The following is a 20771-nucleotide window of genomic DNA, read 5'->3' as shown; positions in this document are numbered from 1 at the left end:
TTGTTACGGTTCTCCACAACCTCCGGATCCTTCTTCCGCGCCGCCGGAATCCGTGTCAGTATCACCGCCATGCTGGACGCACAGAGCACGGCGACGGCGGACACCGACACCCGGGTCCTGCGGAACTTCGTCGGGGGTGCCTCGATCGAGTCGACCGCCGACACCACGTTCGACCTGGTCGACCCGACCGACGAGCACGTCTACGGCACGTCCCCGGTGTCCACCCCCGCCGACGTCGACGCCGCCTTCGGTGCGGCCTCTACCGCGTTCGAGTCCTGGCGCCGCACCACCCCCGGCGAACGGCAGCTCGCCCTGTTCCGGATCGCCGACGCGATGGAGCAGCGGGCGTCGGAGTTCGCCGACCTCGAGTCGCTCGACACCGGGAAGCCCCGCGCCTCCCTGGTCGAGGACGAGATCCTGCTCTCCGTCGACCAGATCCGCTTCTTCGCCGGGGCCGCCCGGAACCTCGAGGGCCGGAGCGCCGGCGAGTACCTGGCCGACCACACCTCGTTCGTCCGGCGTGAACCCATCGGTGTCGTCGCCCAGGTCACCCCGTGGAACTACCCGCTCAACATGGCGGTGTGGAAGTTCGCGCCGGCGCTCGCCGCGGGGAACACCACCGTGCTCAAGCCGAGCGACACGACACCCCTGTCGACCCTGCTGCTCGCCGAGGTCGCCGCCGAGTTCCTGCCGCCGGGGGTCCTGAACGTCGTCGTGGGGGACCGCACCACCGGCGCCGCGATGATCGACCACCCCACCCCGCAGCTCGTCTCCATCACCGGGTCCGTCCGTGCCGGCATGGAAGTCGCCCGTGCCGCCGCCGGGGACCTCAAGCGCACCCACCTGGAGCTCGGCGGCAAGGCACCCGTGATCGTGTTCGACGACGCCGACATCCCCTCGGCGGTGGCCGGGATCGTCGCCGCCGGGTTCTTCAACGCCGGACAGGACTGCACCGCCGCCAGCCGGCTGCTCGTGCAACAGGGCATCCACGACGAGTTCGTCGCCGCGCTCGCAGCAGAGGCACGCGTCAACGCGAGAACCGGGTCGGACGGTCACTACGGTCCCGTCAACAACGCGAACCAGCTCGCGCACGTGCAGTCGTTCCTGGACACGCTGCCCGACCACGCGACGATCGAGCTCGGCGGCGCACGACAGGGTGACCGCGGGTACTTCCACGAGGCCACGATCGTCGCCGGCCTGCGCCAGGACGACCGTGCCGTGCAGCAGGAGATCTTCGGCCCCGTGCAGACCGTGCAGCGGTTTTCGACGGAACAGCAGGCCCTGACGTGGGCGAACGGCGTCGAGTACGGCCTGGCGAGTTCGGTGTGGACGACCGACCACGCGCGTGCCATGCGCTTCGCCCGCGACCTGGACTTCGGCTGCGTGTGGATCAACACGCACATCCCGATCGTCGCCGAGATGCCGCACGGCGGGTTCAAGCACAGCGGGTACGGCAAGGACCTGTCCCAGTACGGCTTCGACGACTACACCCGCATCAAGCACGTCATGTCCTACATCGGCTGAGGCCGACCACCCTCTGGAGGCACCATGGCAATGACCGGAACGTTCGCCGAATCGGGAGCCGATCTCCGGCTCGACCAGATCACGAAGTCCTTCCCCGGCCACACCGCGGTGGACAGCCTCGACCTGACGGTGCCCGCCGGCTCGTTCTTCGCGTTGCTCGGACCGTCGGGCTGCGGCAAGACGACGACCCTGCGGCTCGTCGCCGGGCTCGAGGAACCCACGAGCGGCACCATCACCATCGGCGGTCAGGACGTCACCGACACGAAGCCGTACCAGCGGCCCGTCAACACGGTGTTCCAGAACTACGCGCTGTTCCCGCACATGAGCGTGCTCGACAACGTCGCGTTCGGGCTGAAGCGCCGCCGGATCCCGGACCCGATGACGAAGGCCACGGAAGCGCTGCGGCTCGTCGAGCTCGAGGGGTCGGCGTCGAAGCGGCCCGCCCAGCTCTCCGGCGGCATGCAGCAGCGCGTCGCCCTGGCCCGCGCGATCGTGAACCGGCCGGCGCTGCTGCTGCTCGACGAGCCCCTCGGCGCCCTCGACCTGAAGCTCCGCCACCAGATGCAGCTCGAGCTGAAGACGATCCAGGCCGAGGTCGGGCTCACGTTCCTGCACGTCACCCACGACCAGGAAGAGGCGATGACGATGGCCGACACGGTCGCCGTCATGAACGGCGGCCGGATCGAGCAGATGGGCAGCCCGCAGGACCTGTACGAGCTGCCGCGCACCGCGTTCGTCGCGAACTTCCTCGGCCAGTCGAACCTGCTCGAGGGCGAGGTCCGCGGCACCGACGCCGGCCTGCTCGTCGTCGCCACCGCGGCCGGCTCCATCGCGGTGCCGGCCGACCGAGCCGTCGCCACGACCGGTCGCGTCGTCGTCGGCGTCCGGCCCGAGAAGCTCAAGATCCGCACCGCCGAACCGACCCCCGAGGCCGGACGGAACATCCTCGGCCCCGGTCGGGTCGTGGACGTCTCGTTCTCCGGCGTCAGCACCCAGTACCTGGTCGACGTGCCGGGCGCCGGGCGCGTCTCGGTGTTCGCGCAGAACTCGAAGGGCGGGCCGCGGATCGCGACCGGCACCGAGGTCTGGCTCACGTGGGGCGTCGACCACGGTTTCGGTCTGGAGGCGCACCCCGCGTCCGACGCGACCGTCACCACCCAGGACGACCCGGGCCTCCAGGCCGTCCCCGCCACGGCAGGATCGCTCGCGTGACCGGCGCGGTGTCCGGTCCGGACCTGCTGCGCGGGCTGACGTCGGCCCGCGTCAGCCGACGCGGCCTGCTGGCCGGCGGCGGGGCCGCCGCGCTGGCCGCCCTGCTCACCGGTTGCAGCATCAAGGGCTCCGCGGCCGCCGGCGCCGAGGACACCGTCGACTGGGCAGCGTTCTGGAAGGACGCGAAGGCGACCGGCACCCTGAACTTCGCGAACTGGCCGCTGTACATCGACTCCGACCACGGCAAGTCCGAGTCCCTGGCGCTGTTCAAGAAGGAGACCGGCATCGCGGTCGACTACCAGGCGGTGATCCAGGACAACGCGACCTTCTACGCGACCGTCTCACCGATCCTGCGGGCGCACGGTGCGACCGGCTACGACCTCGTCGTCATGACGAACGGGTTCGAGCTGACCCAGATGATCAAGAACGGGTTCGTGTGCGAGCTCGACCACTCGCGGCTGCCGAACTTCGCCGCGAACGCCTCGGACTCCGTCAAGGACCCCATCTACGACCCGGGCAACAAGCACTCCGTCGTGTGGCAGACCGGGTTCACCGGGCTCGCCTACAACCCGAAGTACACCGGGCGGAAGATCACCTCGCTCAAGGACCTGCAGGACCCGGCGTTCAAGGGCCGCATCGGGCTGATGAGCGACAACACCGAACTCGGGTCGCTCGGACTGCTCGCGCTCGGCATCGACCCGGAGACCTCGACGCCCGCCGACTGGCGGAAGGCCCAGGCCTGGCTGCGCGAACTGCGGCCGAGCGTCACCGGCTTCTACGACCAGAGCTACATCAACCGGTTGGAGAACGGCGACACCTGGATCACCCAGGCGTGGTCGGGCGACGTGTTCCAGGCGCAGCAGTCCGGGTTCCCCGACCTGGAGTTCGTCACGCCGGAAGAGGGGCAGATGACCTGGCACGACAACATGCTCATCCCACGGCAGGCCGCGAACCCGGTGTCGGCGCTCGAGTGGATGAACTTCTACTACACGCCGAAGGTCGCCGGGATCGTCGAGGACTGGGTCAACTACGTCTGCCCGGTGCCCGCTGCCGAGGACTACGTACGGGACGAACTCGACGACGCCACCGTGGCGGACAGCCCGCTCGTGTTCCCCTCTGCCGACGTGCTGGAGCAGTCGCACGAGTTCCGGGTGTTCAAGAACTACGACGAGTACTCGGAGTGGAACGGCATCTTCAACGCGGTGGTGCAGTCGTGAGCGCGGTCGGAGTGGCGCCGGGGGGCGGTCCCGGTGGTCCCGGTGGTTCCGCCGGTCCGTCCGGTTCCGTGCCGGTGCGGCGGGGACGCCGTCGGAGCACACCGTTCTTCCTGGCGCTCGTCGGCACCGCGTACCTCTGCGTGTTCTTCGTCATCCCGCTGGTGTCCGGGCTGATCGTCTCGCTCATGACCGGCAACCCGGACGACGGCTACACGTTCACCTGGAACTTCGGGATCTACGGCTCGCTGTTCGTCGATCCGCAGGTGCCCTACCTGACGTTCCTGCTCCGGTCGCTCTGGTACGGCGCCGCCGCCACGATCGCCTGCATCGTCGTCGGGTACCCGGTGGCGTACTTCATCGCGTTCCGGGTGTCGCCGCGGTGGAAGAACCCGCTGCTCATGCTGGTGTTCATCAGCTTCCTGGTGTCGTTCATCATCCGGACCGACATGTGGGCGTTCGTGCTCGCGTCGCAGGGGCCGGTCGTCACGACGCTGCAGGCGCTCGGGTTGGCCGGCAAGGACTTCCACATCCTCGGTACCGGGGGCGCGGTGATCTTCGGCGACGCCTACAACGACCTGGCCTTCATGGTCCTGCCGATCTACGCCGCCCTCGAGCGCATCGACCCACGACTCGGCGAGGCCGCGAACGACCTGTACGCCGGCAAGTTCCGGGCGTTCTGGCACACCACGCTGCCGCTGTCCCGCTCGGGCATCTTCGCCGGGGTACTGCTCGTCTTCATCGACAGCGTCGGCGACCCGGTGAACTCGGCCCTGCTCGGCGGCACGAACACGTACACGATCGGTCAGGCGATCCAGGACGCCTACTCCGGCAACCAGCAGTACAACGTCGCCGCGGCCCTGTCGACCGTGCTCATGGTCGTGCTCGGCATCATCCTGTTCATCTACGCCCGCGTCTCCGGCACCGACGACCTCGAGGACCTCGTATGACCGCCGTCGCACCGTCCCGTTCCGCCGCCGCTCCGGCCTCGCCCGTGACCGGTTCCGTCGCCGGCCGTCCGCGTCGTCACGGCGTGAACCGTCGTGGGCCCTGGCTCGCCATCGTGTACTGGGTGACGATCGCGATCACCCTGGTGCCGATCGTCTACATGATCGTGTACTCGTTCAACGACGCCCCCACCAACCGGCTGTCGTTCGCCTGGAACGGTTTCACGACCTACTGGTACGCGAACCTGGTGAACGTGTCCGGGCTCGGGGCCGCGTTCGTCACCTCGGTGCTCGTCGCGTTCCTCGCCGCGATCATCTCCGTCGCGATCGGGCTGCCCCTCGCGCTGGCCCTGGAGCGGTACCGGTTCCCGGGTCGCGGCGTCGTGAACACCGTCGTGTTCGCCGACATCGCGGCGCCGTCGATCGTCGTCGGTTCCGCGTCGCTCTCCTTCTTCCTGTCGGTGGGGCTCGGCACCGGGTTCCTGACCGTGCTCATCACGCACGTGGCGTTCGACGTCGCCTACGTGGTCGTGGTGCTGCGGGCCCGGATCGCGGGGACCTCGCGGGCGCTCGAGGAGGCCGCGGGTGACCTCGGGGCGACACCGTTCCAGGCCTTCCGGCTCGTCACCCTGCCGCTGCTGGCGCCGGGCATGCTCGCCGCCGGGTTGCTGGCGCTGGCGATGTCGATCGACGACTACGTGATCACCTCGTTCGTCGCCGGGCCCGCGGTGACCTTCCCGCTGTTCGTCTACGGCGCCGCGAAGGCCGGGATGCCGCCGCAGGTGCTGTGCTTCGGGACGCTCGTGTTCGCGGTGGGGCTGCTCGTCGCGCTGCTGAACGGGGCGCTGAACCGGCGGTTGGCTCGGACGCGGGGGTAGGGGCCGGCGCGCGCGGTGCGGGATGCGCGGGCTGGTGCGGGGTTGCGCGCGTGGTGCGCGCTTGTGGCGGCGCACGGTGCGTGGAACCTCGCACGGGGTGAAGAGGTGCGCACGGGAGGCGCGTGGCGGGCTGGCGCCGTGCCTCCCGTCCGCCTGTGCGGGGCGTCCAAAGCACGGTGCGGGGTGCGTGGGCTGGTGCGCGGTTGGCCGCGTGGTGCGTGCTTGTAGCGGCGCACGGTGCGTGGAACCTCGCACGGGGTGAAGAGGTGCGCACGGTGCGGACGGGAGGCGCGTGGTGGGCTGGCGCCGTGCCTCCCGCCTGTGCGGGGCGTCCAAAGCACGGTGCGGGTTGCGTGGGCTGGTGCGCGGTTGCGCGCGTGGTGCGTGCTTGTAGCGGCGCACGGTGCGTGGAACGTCGCACGGGGTGGCGCGCCTCGCACGGTGCGGGCAGGAGTTCAGTGCTCGTGACGCTCGGTGGACGTGCGTGTTACGGGCACGAGTCGGGCGGTGTGCGCAGCGGGCCGGTGCGGGGTTGGCGCGGGGCGCACGGTGCGGGTTGCGCGGACTGGTGCGGGGTTGCACGCGTGGTGCGTGCTTGTAGCGGCGCACGGTGCGTGGAACCTCGCACGGGGTGACGCGCCTCGCACGGTGCGGGCGGGAGTTCAGTGCTCGTGACGCTCGGTGGACGTGCGTGTTACGGGCACGAGTCGGGCGGTGTGCCGCGGTGCGCGCCACAGCCGCCGCGCGTAGGTTCCAGCCATGAGTGCAGAGCTGACGCTCGGCGCCGAGGAAGAGCTGCACCTCATCGACCTCGAGTCCGGCCGACTTTCCGCGAAGGCCCCGCGCCTTCTGCCCAAACTGCCCACCGACCGCTTCGGCGCCGAGCTGCAGCGCACGACGATCGAGACGAACACCCCGGTGGTGCGGACCCTCGACGACCTGCGGCGGGTGATCGTCGACCTGCGCAGCGAGCTCAGCGCCGCGATCGCTCCGGCCGGGGTCACCATCGCCGCCGTCGGCACCGCGCCGAGGTCGGAGTACGCCGACTTCGAGCTGAGCTCCGGCGGTCGGTACGGCCGGATGCAGGAGCAGTACCGGATGCTCGTCGACGAACAGCTCATCTGCGGCCTGCAGGTGCACGTCGGGGTGAGCGACCGCGACCTGGCGGTGCTGATCGCCCAGCGGGTGGCGCCGGTGCTCCCGGTGCTGCTCGCCCTGAGCGCGTCGAGCCCGTTCTGGAACGGGCAGGACACCGGGTACGCCTCGTTCCGGAGCATCATCTGGCAGCGGTGGCCGTCGGCCGGCAGCTTCGGTCCGGTGGAGGACGCCGCCGAGTACGACCGGGTACTCGACGACCTGATCGCCTCGGGCGTGATCGCCGACAAGAAGATGGCCTACTTCGACGTGCGGCCGTCGTCGCACGCACCGACGCTCGAACTCCGGGTCTGCGACGCGACCCCGGTGGTGGACGACGCCGTGCTCATCGCCGGACTCTTCCGCGCCGCGGTGCGCAAGGCCGAGAAGTCGGTCGTGTCCGGCGCCGAGTGGCACCCGCGCAGTGAACCCCTGCACCGTGCAGCGATGTGGCAGGCCGCCCGCTCCGGGTTGAGCGGGGAACTCGTCGGCCTCGGGCAGCACCCAGAACGGCTGCCCGCCGAGGTCGCGGTGCGCCAGCTCGTGTCCCGGCTGCGTCCGGAGCTCGAGGAGCTCGGCGACTGGGGCACGGTGACGGAGCTCCTCGACGCGACCCTGGCACGTGGCAACTCCACCGACCGGCAGCGCACCGCCTACGCCGAGCGCGGGGAGATGGACGACGTCGTCGCCCTGGTGGTGGAGGACACCGCGGGGCTCCCGTCCGGACGCGACGAGGACCCGGTGGTCCCGATCCCCGGGTACCGCGTCCGCGCCGGCGACGAGGCGGTCGGCCCCGGGGCGCGCCCTCGTCCGGCGTTCCGTGACCTGGCGGCGTTCTTCGACGGCTGGGACGCCGAGACCGCGATCGAGCGCTGCACCGCCCGCGACGTCTGGACCCGCGAGCACCACGTCGGCTTCGTGGTGGACGGCGGGGCGCAGGAGTTCGGCTGCGACCTGGTGCCCCGGACGATCAGCGCGTACGAGTGGTCGCAGCTCGAGCGTGGCCTGGGGCAGCGTGCCCGCGCGATCGAGCTGTTCCTGCGTGACGCGTACGGCGACCGGCGGATCGTGGCCGACGGCGTGCTGGACGCGGAGCACTTCGTCGGCGCGAAGGGCTGGGACCCGGATGCCACCCGGCTGCCGGCGACCGCCGTCCGTGCGCCGGTGCTCGGGTTCGACCTGGTGCGCAACGAGTTCGGCGGCTGGCGGGTGCTCGAGGACAACGTCCGCTCGCCCTCAGGCGTCGCGTACGGCATCGCCCTGCGCGAGCTGATGGACGACGTCGTGCCGGACGCCCCGCGCCCGGCACACCTGCGCGACCCGCACGGCGTGATCGACCGGCTGCGCCGGACCCTCTGCGCGAACACCACCGCGGTGACGGGCGCGACCGACCCCGTGATCGCGCTGGTCAGCGACGGCCCCGCCGCCGGCGCGTGGTTCGAGCACCGCAGGCTGGCCGACGGGGCCGGATTGCGCCTCCTGGCCGGGTCGGACCTGGACGTCCGTGACGGACGCGTGGTCGACGCGACGACGGGTGACGTGCTCGACGGGCTGTACCTGCGGATCGACCGCGACGTCAGCGTGCTGACGGCGGAGCACGCTCCGGACCTCGGTGCGCGGATCCTCGACGCGGCGGAGGCAGGACGCGTCTACCTGGCGAACGCGCCGGGCAACGCGCTCGTCGACGACAAGGCGATGTACGTCACCGTGCCGGACCTGATCTGGTACTACCTGGACGAGAAACCCCTGCTGGCATCGGTGCCGACGTACCGCACGAGCATCGAGGTCGAACGGCTGTCGGTCCTGGACCGCGTCGGGGAACTCGTCACGAAGCCGGTCGACGGCGAGGGTGGACGTGGGGTCCTGATCGGACCGAGCGCGAGCGCCCCCGAGGTGGCCGAGCGACGGCGCGAGATCGCCGCGGACCCCGCCGGGTGGGTGGGGCAGGAGGTGGTGCAGCTGTCCTCGCACCCGACGATCGGACCCGCCGGGCTCGACCCGCGGCACGTGGACCTGCGGGCCTTCGTCTACGCGACGGGGACCGGACCGGACGACGTGCACCTGGCCGACGTGGCCCTGACGCGCGTCGCGCCCGAAGGCAGCATGGTCGTCAACTCGTCGCAGGGCGGCGGCGCGAAGGACACGTGGATCGTCGGGAACGCCCCGGCGGACACCGACTCCGGCCCGGCGGACACCGAGGGAGAGCGCTGATGTGTGGACTCGCGGGTGAGATCCGGTTCGACGGCCGAGCGCCGGACGTCGGGGCGGTCGCCCGGATGACCGGCTGCATGACGCACCGCGGCCCGGACGGCGACGGCCTGTGGGCTCGCGGCCCGGTCGCCCTGGGGCACCGACGGCTGTCCATCGTCGACCTGTCCACCGCGGGCGCGCAGCCGATGGTGCTGGCCGAGGCGGGGCTGACGATCGCCTACAACGGGATGGTCTACAACTACCGGCAGCTCCGCGACGAGCTGCACGGCAAGGGGCACCGGTTCGCGTCGACGTCGGACACCGAGGTCATCGCCCTGGCGTACGCCGAGTGGGGCACCGCGTTCGTCGACCACCTGATCGGGATGTTCGCCATCGCCATCTGGGAGCACGGCAGCGGCCGGCTGGTGCTGGCGCGGGACCGGCTCGGCATCAAGCCGCTCTACGTCGCACCCGTCCCGGGCGGCCTCCGGTTCGCGAGCTCCCTGCCGGCGATCCTGGCCGGAGACGGCGGGGTGGATGGCGGGTCGGGCGTCGACACGTCCATCGACCCCGTCGCCTTCGCCTCGTACATGAGCTTCCACTCCATCGTCCCCGCACCCCGCACGATCCTGGCCGGCGTCGGCAAGCTCCCGCCCGCGACCGTCCGCGTGATCGACCCCGACGGCACCACGCACGACACCGTCTACTGGGAGCCGCGCTTCGAGCGTGACCCCGCCAGGGCCGACTGGTCCGAGCGGGACTGGGAGCAGGCGTTCATCGGCTCGCTCCGCACCGCCGTCGAGCGCCGGATGGTCGCCGACGTCCCGGTCGGGGTGCTGCTCTCCGGCGGGATCGACTCGTCGCTCGTGGTCGGGCTGCTCGCCGAGGCCGGGCAGCAGGACCTCGCCACGTTCAGCATCGGGTTCGAGGCAGCCGGCGGTGAGTCCGGCGACGAGTTCGAGTACTCCGACCAGGTCGCGAAGCACTTCGGCACCGACCACCACCGCATCCACATCCCCTCGTCGCGGCTGCTCGACGGCATCGACGGTGCGGTCGCCGCCATGAGCGAGCCGATGGTCAGCCACGACTGCGTCGCCTTCTACCTGCTGTCGCAGGAGGTCTCGCAGCACGTCAAGGTGGTGCAGTCCGGCCAGGGTGCCGACGAGGTGCTCGCCGGCTACGACTGGTACCCGCCACTCGCCGACGTGCCGCGCGACCAGGCCGCCGAGGCATACCGCTCCGTGTTCATGGACCGCCGGTGGCCGGCGCTGCAGGGCCTGCTCGGGGAGCGGTGGAAGAGCGACGACGACACCCCGTCGGCCTTCGTGGACCGTCAGTTCGCACGGCCGGGCGCGGAGACGAGCGTGGATGCCGCGCTCCGCAGCGACACCACGATCATGCTCGTCGACGACCCGGTGAAGCGCGTCGACAACATGACGATGGCGTGGGGGCTCGAGGCACGCGTGCCGTTCCTGGACCACGAGTTCGTCGAGCTCGCCGCCGCGATCCCGCCGTCGATGAAGCTCACCGACGGCGGCAAGGGCGTGATGAAGCGCGCCTCGCGCGGGATCGTCCCCGACGCCGTCATCGACCGCAGCAAGGGCTCGTTCCCGGTCCCCGCCATCCGGCAACTCGAGGGCCCGTACCTGGAGCGCGTCCGCGACGCGCTGCACGCACCCGAGGCGCGGGAACGCGGGCTCTTCGACCCCGCCACCGTCGAGGGGATGCTGCAGGACCCGAACAGCACCAGGACCGCGATCGGCGCGAACGCGCTCTGGCAGCTCGGCCTGATCGAGATGTGGCTGCAGCAGCAGGGGGTGCGGTGATCGTGGGTTCCGTCCGGACTGGAGGCGCGCAGGGCGTCGCGTCGTCGGCCAGCGTCGAGCCGTCGGTCACCACCAGGGTCGCGGCCGACCTGGGTGCGCGGCTCACCGCCGCCTGGGGATCGTGGGGGCCGACCATGACCCGGAACGCCCGGCGCGTGGCGTTCGTGAGCGACCGGCACGGCACCCCCGAGGTCTTCGTGCAGGACGTCGTCGTCGACCGCGAGCTGCCGGAACCGGTGCGGATCGCGCTCTCCGACGACCCCGTGATCCGGGTGTCGTGGTCGTCCGACGGGGAGTGGCTCGCCGTCGCCATCGCGACCGACGGTGGCGTGAAGCAACAGGTCTGGGTGGTGCGGCCGGACGGCTCCGACGCCGCGCAGATCGCCGGCTCGCGGTACCAGCACGCCGAACTCGGACCGTGGAGCCGCAGCGGACACCGGGTCGTCATCACCCTGCCCTCGACCGAGCCCGAGCAGCCGGCCCGTGCGTACCTGGTCGACCCGGTCACCGGGGACCGCGACGACCTGGCCGTGGGGGAGCTCATCCACATCCTCGACCTGTCGGTGGAGGAACGGCTCGTCGTGCTGAGCGACGGGCAGCGCGGCCAGGAGTTCGTCGTCGTGGTCGACCGGCTGACCGACGAGAGCCATGCCCTGTTCGCCGACGACCCCGACGGGTCCGCCGAGATCGCGTTCCTGCGGCCCTCGCCCGCGAGCGAGACCAGTCCGCTCGTCGCCTACGTCGCCACCGAGGCCGGACTGCCCCGCCGCGGACTCGTCGCGCAGCCGGTCGGCCCGCACGGCTGGCGCGGCACGCCCCGGCGGATCGTCGAGCGCGACGACGCCGAGCTCGAGTACCTGGACGCCGACGACGCCGGCCGCACGCTGCTGCTCGTCTGGAACGTCGACGGTCGCAGCGAACTCGACCTCATCAACACGCACGACGCCTCGCGTACCCCCGTTCCGGACCTGCCCGGTTACGTCGTCACCGACCCCGTGCTCAGCCGCGACGGCCGGAGCGTGTTGCTCGCCGTCGAGGGGCCGACCCGGCCGCGCGAACTGTGGCGGCTCGACACGAACGCGCTGACCTGGAGCCGGGTCACCGACGTGCCGGTGCTGCCCGACGTGCAGCTGGTCGAGCCGACGCTCGAGCGGTTCGCCGCCCGCGACGGACTGGAGCTGACGGGCTGGCTGTACCGGGCCGTGGAGCCGACCGCGTCGTCGGCGGATGCCGATGGCGTGACGCAGGACGTTCCTCCCGGCCCGCGCGCAGCGCTCGTCCACCTGCACGGCGGACCGGAGTCGCAGGAACGACCCACTTTCTCGCCGCAGCACCAGGCGCTCGCCGCCGCCGGGGTGACCGTGTTCGCGCCGAACATCCGCGGGTCCTCCGGGTACGGCCACGAGTTCGTGCACGCCGACGACCTGGCGCTGCGGTGGAACGCGCTCGCCGACGTCGTCGACTGCGCGCGGTTCCTGGTGACCAACGGGTACGCCGATCGCTCCCGCGTCGCCGTCGAGGGGCGCTCCTACGGCGGGTACGCGACCCTCGCGTCGTTGGCGTTCACGCCCGAGGTGTTCGCTGCCGGGGTCGCGGTGTGCGGGATGAGCGACTTCGCGACCTTCTACCGGGACACCGAACCGTGGATCGCGGCTGCTGCCGCCACGAAGTACGGCCACCCCGTCGAGGACGAGGCCCTGCTCGCAGCACTGTCGCCGATGCGCGCGATCGATGACGTCACGGCGCCGCTGCTCGTCGTGCACGGGGAGCTCGACACGAACGTGCCGATCGGTGAGGCGCACCAGGTCGTCGCGGCGTTGCGGGAGCGGTCGCACGACGTGGAGTACCTGGAGCTCGAGGGCGAGGGACACGAGTACCGGCGGGCGTCGTCGCAGGCGCTGCTCGTGCGGCGGATGGTGGAGTTCGTGGCGGCGCGGCTGGGGTGAGGCGGGGCGGGGCTGGTGCTCGTGCTCGCGCTCGCGCTCGCGCAGGTTCTCCGTGGTGCGAGGTTGCACGCCCGGTGCGAGGTTGTTTCCTCGCACCGGGTGGTCAACTTCGCACCGTGCCGTCACCGGGTGCAACGATGCGTCGGCGGCGCTCGCCGCGGGCGGAGAATGGTGGGATGACGACGACTGCGCCGACCTCGACCGCGCTGCCCCGACCCGGAGAGGTCCTCGTGGCCTCGGCAGCGGACGTCGAGCTGGTCGTCCACCGTGCCACGAACCACTACGCCTCCGGGGTCGTCGCGGACACCGCCGGGTGGGCGGACGGCGATCGCCGCCGGATCGAGGACCTCGGGTTCCGCGGCGGAGACTCCCGCGGCGAAGCGCTCCGGACCCTCGACCTGGCCATCGCAGACGACGGCACCCCGACGCGCATGCTCGACGCACCCGCCATGGCCGCCCTGAACAGCCACCACGCGCGGTTCGCCGAGCGGCGTGGCGACGTCGTCCGCTACCAGACCGACGTGTCGGTGTGGACGGGGATCCCCGAGCAGCCCACCGCGCAGGACTGGGAGGACGTCCGGGCGCTGCTCGGGTCGGGCGGGATGCTCGGCGTCGGTGCCGCCGCCGTCCTGCCCGTGGGGTGGGAGCTCGTCGAGGGTGCCGGTGGCGTGCAGCTGACCGGTGAGGCGATCGAGGGTGCACCGGACGACGAAGCCGTCGTGTTGACGCCCGACGACGTGCCGGAGATGACCGCCCTGGTGGAGCGGACGAAGCCGGGGCCGTTCCTGCCGCGCACGATCGAGCTCGGCACGTACCTGGGCATCCGGCGGGACGGGCGGCTCGTCGCCATGGCGGGGGAGCGCCTGCACCCGCCGGGGTGGACCGAGATCAGCGCGGTGTGCACGGACGAGGCGTACCGGGGGCAGGGGTTCGGTCGGCGACTCGTGCTCGCCGTCGCGCACGGGATCCGCGAGCGGGGCGAGACCGCGCTGATGCACGCGGCCGCCGGGAACACCGGTGCGATCGGGCTGTACCAGCACCTCGGCTTCCGACTGCGCGACCGTGGGGCGCCGCGGTTCGTGCGGGTGCCGTGAGCGGCGTCCGGGCCTGACGGGTCAGAACGCGGCGAGGGCGCGGCGGAGCATGTCGTGGCCCTGGGCCTCGAAGCCCTCGTCGCCGACCGCGTAGGCCCAGGTCGCGGTGCCCACTGCTTCGCGGAGTTGCAGCCAGCGCCACGCGTCCGGAGTGCGCGGATCGTCCCCGTACCCGGCGAAGAACGCCGCTTCGAGGGCGCCATCGTGCTGCCAGTGCAGCACCGCGAGGCGGGTGAGGTCGAAGGACGCGGGGCGCCAGCCGAAGCGGCCGAAGTCGATGACGCGCAGCCTGCGGTGGTGGTCGTTGCGGTCGTCGCGGGCGTCGTCGTCCACGATCCAGTTGCGCGGGTGGAAGTCGCCGTGGGTCGGGACGAGGGACTGCGTCGTGTGGTCGGTCGGGAGTGCGCGCAGTGCTGCTCGCGCGCGGGCGACCACGTCGTCGGGGATCCGGTGCGGGGCGTCGAGCGCGGCCAGTGCCTTCGCCTGCTCGTGCTGCAGGAACGTCGGGTCGTGGCGGGTGTCCTGGTCGTGCAGCCGTCGGAGCACTGCCCCGGCCTGACGGTGGACGTCGGTGTCGTGCTCGTCCGGGGTCCCGAGGGCGAGGTGCCCGGGGACGCGTTCGAGCACGAGGACGCGGTGTTCCTCGTTCGCGGCGACGAGGGCACCGGCGTCCCCGCTGGCTCGGAGTGCGGCGGTGGCGGTGCGGTGTGCTTCGAGCTCGCGGGGGAAGTGGGTGTTGGTCGGGCCGGAGGCCTTCACGGTGAAGCCGTCGTCGCCAGCGCGGACGTGCAGGACCCTCGTGTCGAGGAGCCCCCAGGAGTCATCGGCCACGACGACGGCATCGGGGAGCGTCTGCTGCACGAACGCGATCTGGTCGTCGTCGAGTCCGGTGGCCCCCCAGTGCATGGCGGCACGTTACCGTCCTGCTCCGACCACTGGAACCCCTCGTCCACGTCTCGGTAGCCGATCCGCTGCCGGACGCCGCATGTCGACGTTCGGCGTGCCGGTTCGTCCTACGCTGGCGCTGTGGACGAGTGGTGGGATCTTGTTGACGCGGCCGGGGTGCCGACGGGTGGGACGTTCCGGCGCGGTGACGCGGGTTGGCCGGGTGGGGCGTTCCATCTGGTGGTCACGGTGTGCGTCTACCGAGCCGACGGAACCGTCCTGCTCACGCAGCGGGCTCCGACGAAGGAGTTCGCCTTCGGGTGGGAGTTCCCCGGTGGGAGCGCGTTCGCAGGCGAGACTGGTCCTGCAGCTGCGTGCCGAGAGCTGCTCGAGGAGACCAACGTCACAGTCGAGCCCGAGGCGCTGCGCCGCGTCGGCCGCTTCACCGAGGAGACGGCGCTCGTGGACCTCTTCGTCGTGCAGGAGCCGAGTGATTCAGCGGTGCGAGCGGATCCGACCGAGGTGATGGATTGGCGCTGGGTCTCCCTGTCGGAGGTCACCGCGCTTCGCCAGAGTGGGGTGATGGCAGAACCATGGGGGCCGCGGCTGGATGCGCTGTGGCCAGCGGCGATGGCATCGATCCTCGCTGCCCCCATGGCACTCTGATGACATCCGAGAGACGGACCAGAACAGGAGCCCGATGGCGTCCCGCATCCAACGCGCACCGCTCGGCGACCGCGGCGCGCTGTGGAACCTCGTCCTCATCTGGGTCGTCATCGTCGTCGGCCTGCTCGCCGCGATCGGCTGCGTCGGCTACATCCTGGACGAGAGCCTCATCTCGTACAGCACTTGCGCCGCCCGCACCGTTTCCTGCGGGGATGCCGGCTGGTACAGCAGCATGGGCCTCACCTTCTTCGGCGGTTTCGCGGCAGTCATCACCGGCGGAGCGTTCGGCATCCGCCGCCACCACCGCGCCGGCGGCGTCTGGTACCCCCTCGCCGGCCTCGGCGGCGCCCTCCTGCTGACCGCGGTCGCCGTCGTCATCCTCAAGGCGGCGACGAACACGTAGATCGCTGCACCTTGCCGTCGTGGCAATCAGGATCGAACGGCCGCAGTCCCCGTTTCAGTGAGCCATCGGCACAGCGGACCAAATTGTGCTCTCCGACGCTGGGCTCGCTCTCGGCGACGCACTAACCACCGGCTGGACAGGAAAGATCACAAGCCTTGTCGTTGGGTTCGGGGACGGGGCAAGCTTGGGACTCACCGCACAGCTCACCGACGCGATTGCGCCCACTGGCGCATGCCAGGTGCGTTCAAACACCGGGTGGTACACGACCGGAACAGTCCTCGGGACCGTCGCAACGACCGTAGCAAGCGCCGGTAGCACCGGACCAGCAGTCAGACCCGTCGTGTCTAACCCCAAGCTCGCGAACATCATCGAAAACCAATTCAAGGGAGGCGACAGCTATAAGCGCATCGGTGACGGCACGACGGCGACAGCCATTCGATGGGAACGCGCAACCGGAAAGCTAGTCGGTGGGAAAAACCACATGATCAAGGGAAAGCAGGACAGTAACGGACTCCGAAACCTGCTCAAGGGCAAGTCAGGACCCCTCTCCGAACACGATCGCGAAGTGGCACAGGCGCTCTTGGACGATCTGCAGAACGCAATGGGAGGCTAAGCCTTGACACCGACCGAATGGGGCGAACAGTTCGTGACTAAGCACCCTGAATACAAGCACCTGTTCGACGACCCGGTCAATTGGGATGACAACCAGAATCTCATGGAGCACTTGTTCCTAGGCGACGTTGTCTTCCAGATCTCCGCCGCATACCGGCTCGATCCCACGGACCCACGCATCCAAAAGACACTTGACGATTTAGATATCGATTATGCGCGCGGCAAGGAATGGTTGCAGAATGCGATAGCTGTATCATTCGTCGAAAGTCTCGGTCGGCGGTCCCCTATCGTCGAAATCCTCGGGCCGGAGCTGCGCCAAGTTGCTCGGGAGATGTTGCACGTGAAGTAGGCGTCTGATAGTGCGGTTCCGTTGTTCAGCTACGTTTTTGGCGCGTGTTTTCCTGAGGCCTTAGCCGTTTACCCGTTGACACAAGAGCGCCATATGGCGCGCAGGGAGAGGCAATCGAGCAAGTCCGGCAACGACATGAGCGCGATGCCGCGACCACATCGAAGAAGGTGACGGCCGTGGGCAGCCTGGCTCGGCCCCCTCCCACCGAGCCCCGAGTCGTGGATTCTCTAGGATCGACCCATGTCCACGACCATGCCCGGCTTCGGGACGGAGCGCATCACGCAGCTCGGCCTGCGCGACCGCGTCTACGACCGGGTGCTCGAGGTCCTGATGGGCCATGACGTCGAACCGGGCATGCGACTGTCGATCGACGGACTGGCCCGCTCCCTCGGGGTGTCCCCGACCCCGGTGCGCGAAGCCCTGGTGCAACTCGAACGCACCGGCCTCGTCACCCGTGAAGCGAACAAGGGCTACCGGATCTCCCCGCCCCTGGCCGGCGACCAGCTCGAGGCCCTGTTCGACGCCCGGCTCATCGTGGAGAGCGGTGCCGTCGAGCTCGCGGCCCGCGGCGACGTCGACGGCCTGCGCGAGCGACTGGCGGCAGCGCTCGACGCGCAGGCTGCGGTGGCCGCCGAGGTCGCGTCCGTCGGTGTTGCGCACGCGCCGGAAGAGCTGATGGCCCGCTTCTTCCGCAGCGACTGGCAGTTCCACCAGCTGATCTTCGACGCGACACGGAACCCGTTCCTCGAGGAGATGTCCGAGATCATCACGACGCGCGTGCACCGCATGCGGCAGATCGTCGAGGGTGGTGGGGACGACACGGATCGTGCGGTCCACGAGCACCGGGCCATCCTGGAGGCGCTGGCTGCGGACCCGACGTCGGCCGTCGCCGCGATGCGGCTCCACATCGACGCCGTCCGGTTGCGTTCGCGCGCCGACGCGTCCCACACCAGCTGAGGCAGAGGGGTTGCGTTTCGGCGTCGTGCGAGTATCTTTCCTATAGGAAAGAGGTTCATCGCCGAACCACCACGACATGCAAGGGAGCATTCCGTGACCACTCCACAGGACTGGGTCGACCAGGATTGGGACCCCACCACCTGGACGTCGGAGACCTGGCCGATCGCCGCGTGCCTGCACGGGTTCGCGCAGGTCACCCGCGACGGGACGGCCTTCCACGACGCCCCCGCCGAGGTGTGGGACGAGGTGTTCGGGCAGATCGAGGCCGTCGGCTTCTCGCTCGCCGAACTCGCCGACAGCCACATCCGGCCCGCTGACCTCGAACCCTCGCGCCGCGACGAGCTGTTCGCCGTCGCGAAGGCGCACGGCATCGGGATCCCGTCGGTGCACCTGCAGCGCAAGAGCGTCATCCAGCCCGGGCACGAGGACGAGAACCTCGCGTACGCCCACCGCACCATCGACGCGGCGGCCGAGTGGGGCATGCAGGTCTTCTCGACCGGGCTGCACCAGCCGTTCACCGACGCCCAGAAGCGGGCGCTGTGGTTCTGGACGGCGCCGGGCCCGAAGGACCCCGACGACCCCGAGGTCTGGAAGGCCGCGGTCAAGCGACTGCGGGAGCTCGGCGAGCACGCTGCGAGTGTCGGGCTGCCGATGGCGCTCGAGCTGTACGAGGACACGTACCTCGGCACTGCCGACAGCGCGGTCCGCCTGATCGAGGAGATCGGGCTCGACAACGTCGGGCTGAACGCGGACGTCGCGAACCTCATCCGTCTGCACCGTCCGGTCGAGGACTGGCGGGAGCTGTTCGCGAAGACCATGCCGCACACGAACTACCTGCACGTGAAGAACTACACCCGTGACGAGGCCGGCGACGGCAGCTGGGCGACGAGCGCGCCGAGCACGATGGAGACGGGCCTCATCAACTACCGCCAGGTCCTGCGCGACGCCGTCGCCGACGGGTTCCGCGGGATCGTCATGACCGAGCAGTACGGCGGGGACAGCCTCGGCGTCTGCGCCACCAACCAGCAGTACATCCGATCCGTCCTCGCGACGACGAAGCTCGACGCGACGGCGACCCCGACTGCAGCAACCAGCACCGAAGGAGCAATCCGATGAGCACCCTCGACATCGCCGTCGTCGGGTCCGGCTACATGGGCGGCGGGATCGCCCAGGTCCTCGCCCTCGCCGGCCACACCGTCCGGATCGCCGACGTCTCGGCCGAGATCGCCCAGCAGAACCTGGAGCGACTGCTCGGCGAGACCGCACAGTTCGTCGCCGACGGACTGTTCCCCGAGGACGCCGTCGAACGGGTCCGCGCACACCTGAGCGCTGCCGAGTCGATCGAGGCCGCCGTCGCCGACGCCGACTTCATCGAGGAGGCCGTGCCCGAGAAGCTCGAGATCAAGCACGCCACGCTCCGCCGCATCAGCGAGGCCGCCCGCCCCGACGCCGTGATCGGCTCGAACACCTCGACGATCCTGATCGAGTCGCTGGCCGAGGCGGTCGTGGGCCCGGAGCGGTTCCTCGGGGTGCACTTCTCGAACCCGGCGCCGTTCATCCCCGGCGTCGAGCTCATCCCGCACCCGACCACGAACGAGCACGCGATCGAGGTCGGCGAGACCGTCGTCGCCGCGACCGGCAAGCAGTCGGCGCGGGTGAAGGACTCGACGGGGTTCGTCCTGAACCGCCTGCAGTACGCGCTGTTCGAGGAGGCCACGAAGATCGCCGACGAGGGCATCGCGAGCCCCGACGACATCGACACCATCGTGCGGACCACGTTCGGGTTCCGCCTGCCGTTCTTCGGCCCGTTCGCGATCGCCGACATGGCCGGACTCGACGTCTACGCGTTCTGCTTCGAGTCGCTGCAGACCCGCTGGCCGGAGCGCTTCGCCACCCCGCCGTCGCTGCAGCAGCACGTCGACGCCGGTGAGCTCGGCACGAAGTCGGGCGCCGGGTACCTCGAGGTCCCCGCCGACCGCACGCCCGAGCTCGTGGCCTACCGGAACAAGGCGTACGTCGCGATGCAGAAACTCCTCGACGAGCTCGGCCCGGCACCGATCCACTGAGGCGGGAGGGACACCATGAGCGACCAGAACCAGTCAGCCGGCCAGCACCGCGACCGCACCGTCGTCCTCACCGGGGCTGCCTCACCGCGGGGCATCGGCCGCGCCACCGCCCACCACCTGGCCGAGGCCGGGTGGGACGTCGGGATCATCGACCTCGACCAGGCGGCGAGCGAGCAGGTCGCCGCCGAGATCCGCGAACAGCACGGCGTGCGGGCCGTCGGTGTCGGTGCGAACGTCGCCGACGAGTCCGCCGTCCGTGCGGCCTTCGACACGATCGAGGCCGAGCTCCAGCCGATCACCGCGCTGGTGAACCTGGCCGGGGTCTCCTCCGCGCACGCCTACCTCGACCTGCCCCAGGGGGAGTGGCACCGGGTGCTGTCGATCAACCTCGACGGTGTGCACTTCGCCAGCCTGCGGGCGGCGGAGTCGATGGTGCGGTCCGGCTACGGGCGCATCGTGAACCTGTCGTCCGTCTCCGCCCAGCGCGGCGGCGGCACCTTCAGCAAGACCCCGTACACGGTGGCGAAGGCCGGCGTGATCGGCCTGACCCGTGGCCTGGCGCGCGAGCTCGGCCCGCGCGGCGTCACCGTCAACGCGATCGCCCCCGGTCCGATCGACACCGACATCATGGGCGGCACCCTGTCCGAGGAGCGGAAGACCGAGATGGCCGCCGACGGCGTGCTGCCGCGCATCGGCACCCCGCGGGACATCGCCGCGGCCGTCGCGTACCTGATCAGCGAGGACGCCGGGTTCGTCACGGGCCAGACGCTCAACGTCGACGGCGGCCTGTACATGCACTAGGGCCAGCCGCCCACGGAACGCGCGCCGACCGGGCGACGCGATCCGTGCCTCCCGTCCGGACGACCGA

18 protein-coding genes are annotated in these 20771 nt (G+C 70.5%); 17 read left to right on the top strand and 1 reads right to left on the bottom strand.

The features are described 5' to 3' along the window. Nucleotides 1–69 precede the first annotated feature (69 nt). The 9 genes from DEJ04_RS00625 (at nucleotide 70) to DEJ04_RS00580 (ending at nucleotide 13965) form a co-directional block, all read left to right on the top strand. On the top strand, nucleotides 70–1524 hold the full coding sequence (locus tag DEJ04_RS00625) for a gamma-aminobutyraldehyde dehydrogenase (protein ID WP_111045671.1): 1455 nt from the start codon (nucleotides 70–72) through the stop codon (nucleotides 1522–1524). Nucleotides 1525–1548: 24 nt separating this feature from the next. Then, nucleotides 1549–2736, top strand: a complete 1188-nt coding sequence (locus DEJ04_RS00620) for an ABC transporter ATP-binding protein (RefSeq protein ID WP_111028815.1) — start codon at nucleotides 1549–1551, stop codon at nucleotides 2734–2736. Beyond that, on the top strand, nucleotides 2733–3953 hold the full coding sequence (locus tag DEJ04_RS00615; RefSeq protein ID WP_181437692.1) for a PotD/PotF family extracellular solute-binding protein: 1221 nt from the start codon (nucleotides 2733–2735) through the stop codon (nucleotides 3951–3953). Before DEJ04_RS00620 ends, DEJ04_RS00615 begins: the two co-directional genes overlap by 4 nt. A 74-nt stretch (nucleotides 3954–4027) precedes the next feature. Then, on the top strand, nucleotides 4028–4900 hold the full coding sequence (locus tag DEJ04_RS00610; RefSeq protein ID WP_071404408.1) for an ABC transporter permease: 873 nt from the start codon (nucleotides 4028–4030) through the stop codon (nucleotides 4898–4900). Beyond that, nucleotides 4897–5775, top strand: coding sequence for an ABC transporter permease (locus DEJ04_RS00605; protein WP_027466954.1), 879 nt, complete (start codon nucleotides 4897–4899; stop codon nucleotides 5773–5775). The genes DEJ04_RS00610 and DEJ04_RS00605 overlap by 4 nt, the downstream gene beginning before the upstream one ends. A gap of 759 nt (nucleotides 5776–6534) precedes the next feature. Then, complete coding sequence (locus DEJ04_RS00595) at nucleotides 6535–9120, top strand: carboxylate--amine ligase/circularly permuted type 2 ATP-grasp protein (protein WP_111045668.1); 2586 nt, start codon at nucleotides 6535–6537, stop codon at nucleotides 9118–9120. Continuing rightward, the gene (locus DEJ04_RS00590; protein WP_111045667.1) at nucleotides 9120–10925 is read left to right on the top strand and encodes an N-acetylglutaminylglutamine amidotransferase; all 1806 of its coding nucleotides are present in this window, start codon (nucleotides 9120–9122) and stop codon (nucleotides 10923–10925) included. The genes DEJ04_RS00595 and DEJ04_RS00590 overlap by 1 nt, the downstream gene beginning before the upstream one ends. Further along, nucleotides 10922–12871, top strand: coding sequence for a prolyl oligopeptidase family serine peptidase (locus DEJ04_RS00585; protein WP_111045666.1), 1950 nt, complete (start codon nucleotides 10922–10924; stop codon nucleotides 12869–12871). Before DEJ04_RS00590 ends, DEJ04_RS00585 begins: the two co-directional genes overlap by 4 nt. Before the next feature lie 176 nt (nucleotides 12872–13047). Then, on the top strand, nucleotides 13048–13965 hold the full coding sequence (locus DEJ04_RS00580) for a GNAT family N-acetyltransferase (protein ID WP_220035536.1): 918 nt from the start codon (nucleotides 13048–13050) through the stop codon (nucleotides 13963–13965). A gap of 21 nt (nucleotides 13966–13986) precedes the next feature. Here DEJ04_RS00580 and DEJ04_RS00575 read toward each other — a convergent pair whose 3' ends face one another. Beyond that, nucleotides 13987–14871, bottom strand: coding sequence for a phosphotransferase (locus DEJ04_RS00575; protein WP_111045665.1), 885 nt, complete (start codon nucleotides 14869–14871; stop codon nucleotides 13987–13989). Between the two features lie 120 nt (nucleotides 14872–14991). On the opposite strand from DEJ04_RS00575, the gene DEJ04_RS00570 reads away from it, so the two are divergent. The 8 genes from DEJ04_RS00570 (at nucleotide 14992) to DEJ04_RS00540 (ending at nucleotide 20704) form a co-directional block, all read left to right on the top strand. Then, nucleotides 14992–15516 (top strand): NUDIX domain-containing protein, encoded by a 525-nt coding sequence (locus tag DEJ04_RS00570; RefSeq protein WP_181437691.1) that lies wholly within the window; start codon nucleotides 14992–14994, stop codon nucleotides 15514–15516. Nucleotides 15517–15550: 34 nt separating this feature from the next. Beyond that, entirely contained in the window at nucleotides 15551–15919 is a 369-nt protein-coding gene (locus DEJ04_RS00565; protein ID WP_111045663.1) for a hypothetical protein, read from the top strand. Between the two features lie 85 nt (nucleotides 15920–16004). Beyond that, the gene (locus tag DEJ04_RS18130) at nucleotides 16005–16532 is read left to right on the top strand and encodes a hypothetical protein (RefSeq protein ID WP_146248613.1); all 528 of its coding nucleotides are present in this window, start codon (nucleotides 16005–16007) and stop codon (nucleotides 16530–16532) included. A 3-nt stretch (nucleotides 16533–16535) separates the two neighbouring features. Further along, on the top strand, nucleotides 16536–16880 hold the full coding sequence (locus DEJ04_RS00560; RefSeq protein WP_146248612.1) for a hypothetical protein: 345 nt from the start codon (nucleotides 16536–16538) through the stop codon (nucleotides 16878–16880). Nucleotides 16881–17120: 240 nt separating this feature from the next. Next, nucleotides 17121–17837, top strand: coding sequence for a GntR family transcriptional regulator (locus tag DEJ04_RS00555; RefSeq protein WP_111045661.1), 717 nt, complete (start codon nucleotides 17121–17123; stop codon nucleotides 17835–17837). A 93-nt stretch (nucleotides 17838–17930) separates the two neighbouring features. Beyond that, nucleotides 17931–18953, top strand: a complete 1023-nt coding sequence (locus tag DEJ04_RS00550) for a sugar phosphate isomerase/epimerase (RefSeq protein ID WP_111045660.1) — start codon at nucleotides 17931–17933, stop codon at nucleotides 18951–18953. Next, the gene (locus tag DEJ04_RS00545) at nucleotides 18950–19903 is read left to right on the top strand and encodes a 3-hydroxyacyl-CoA dehydrogenase family protein (protein WP_056072625.1); all 954 of its coding nucleotides are present in this window, start codon (nucleotides 18950–18952) and stop codon (nucleotides 19901–19903) included. Before DEJ04_RS00550 ends, DEJ04_RS00545 begins: the two co-directional genes overlap by 4 nt. A gap of 15 nt (nucleotides 19904–19918) precedes the next feature. Next, on the top strand, nucleotides 19919–20704 hold the full coding sequence (locus DEJ04_RS00540; RefSeq protein ID WP_111045659.1) for an SDR family NAD(P)-dependent oxidoreductase: 786 nt from the start codon (nucleotides 19919–19921) through the stop codon (nucleotides 20702–20704). Nucleotides 20705–20771: the final 67 nt, after the last annotated feature.

It is taken from the genome of Curtobacterium sp. MCLR17_044, assembly GCF_003234435.1.
Taxonomy (GTDB): Bacteria; Actinomycetota; Actinomycetes; order Actinomycetales; family Microbacteriaceae; genus Curtobacterium; species Curtobacterium flaccumfaciens.
This window is presented reverse-complemented; position numbering and strand designations above follow the sequence as displayed.

Excerpts from the sequence above, each read along its gene's own strand:
- DEJ04_RS00625 (WP_111045671.1), top strand. The coding sequence starts at position 70 with ATGCTGGACGCACAGAGCACGGCGACGGCGGACACCGACACCCGGGTC.
- DEJ04_RS00620 (WP_111028815.1), top strand. The coding sequence starts at position 1,549 with ATGGCAATGACCGGAACGTTCGCCGAATCGGGAGCCGATCTCCGGCTC.
- DEJ04_RS00605 (WP_027466954.1), top strand. The coding sequence starts at position 4,897 with ATGACCGCCGTCGCACCGTCCCGTTCCGCCGCCGCTCCGGCCTCGCCC.
- DEJ04_RS00595 (WP_111045668.1), top strand. The coding sequence starts at position 6,535 with ATGAGTGCAGAGCTGACGCTCGGCGCCGAGGAAGAGCTGCACCTCATC.
- DEJ04_RS00590 (WP_111045667.1), top strand. The coding sequence starts at position 9,120 with ATGTGTGGACTCGCGGGTGAGATCCGGTTCGACGGCCGAGCGCCGGAC.
- DEJ04_RS00580 (WP_220035536.1), top strand. The coding sequence starts at position 13,048 with ATGACGACGACTGCGCCGACCTCGACCGCGCTGCCCCGACCCGGAGAG.
- DEJ04_RS00575 (WP_111045665.1), bottom strand. The coding sequence starts at position 14,871 with ATGCACTGGGGGGCCACCGGACTCGACGACGACCAGATCGCGTTCGTG.
- DEJ04_RS00565 (WP_111045663.1), top strand. The coding sequence starts at position 15,551 with ATGGCGTCCCGCATCCAACGCGCACCGCTCGGCGACCGCGGCGCGCTG.
- DEJ04_RS00555 (WP_111045661.1), top strand. The coding sequence starts at position 17,121 with ATGTCCACGACCATGCCCGGCTTCGGGACGGAGCGCATCACGCAGCTC.
- DEJ04_RS00545 (WP_056072625.1), top strand. The coding sequence starts at position 18,950 with ATGAGCACCCTCGACATCGCCGTCGTCGGGTCCGGCTACATGGGCGGC.
- DEJ04_RS00540 (WP_111045659.1), top strand. The coding sequence starts at position 19,919 with ATGAGCGACCAGAACCAGTCAGCCGGCCAGCACCGCGACCGCACCGTC.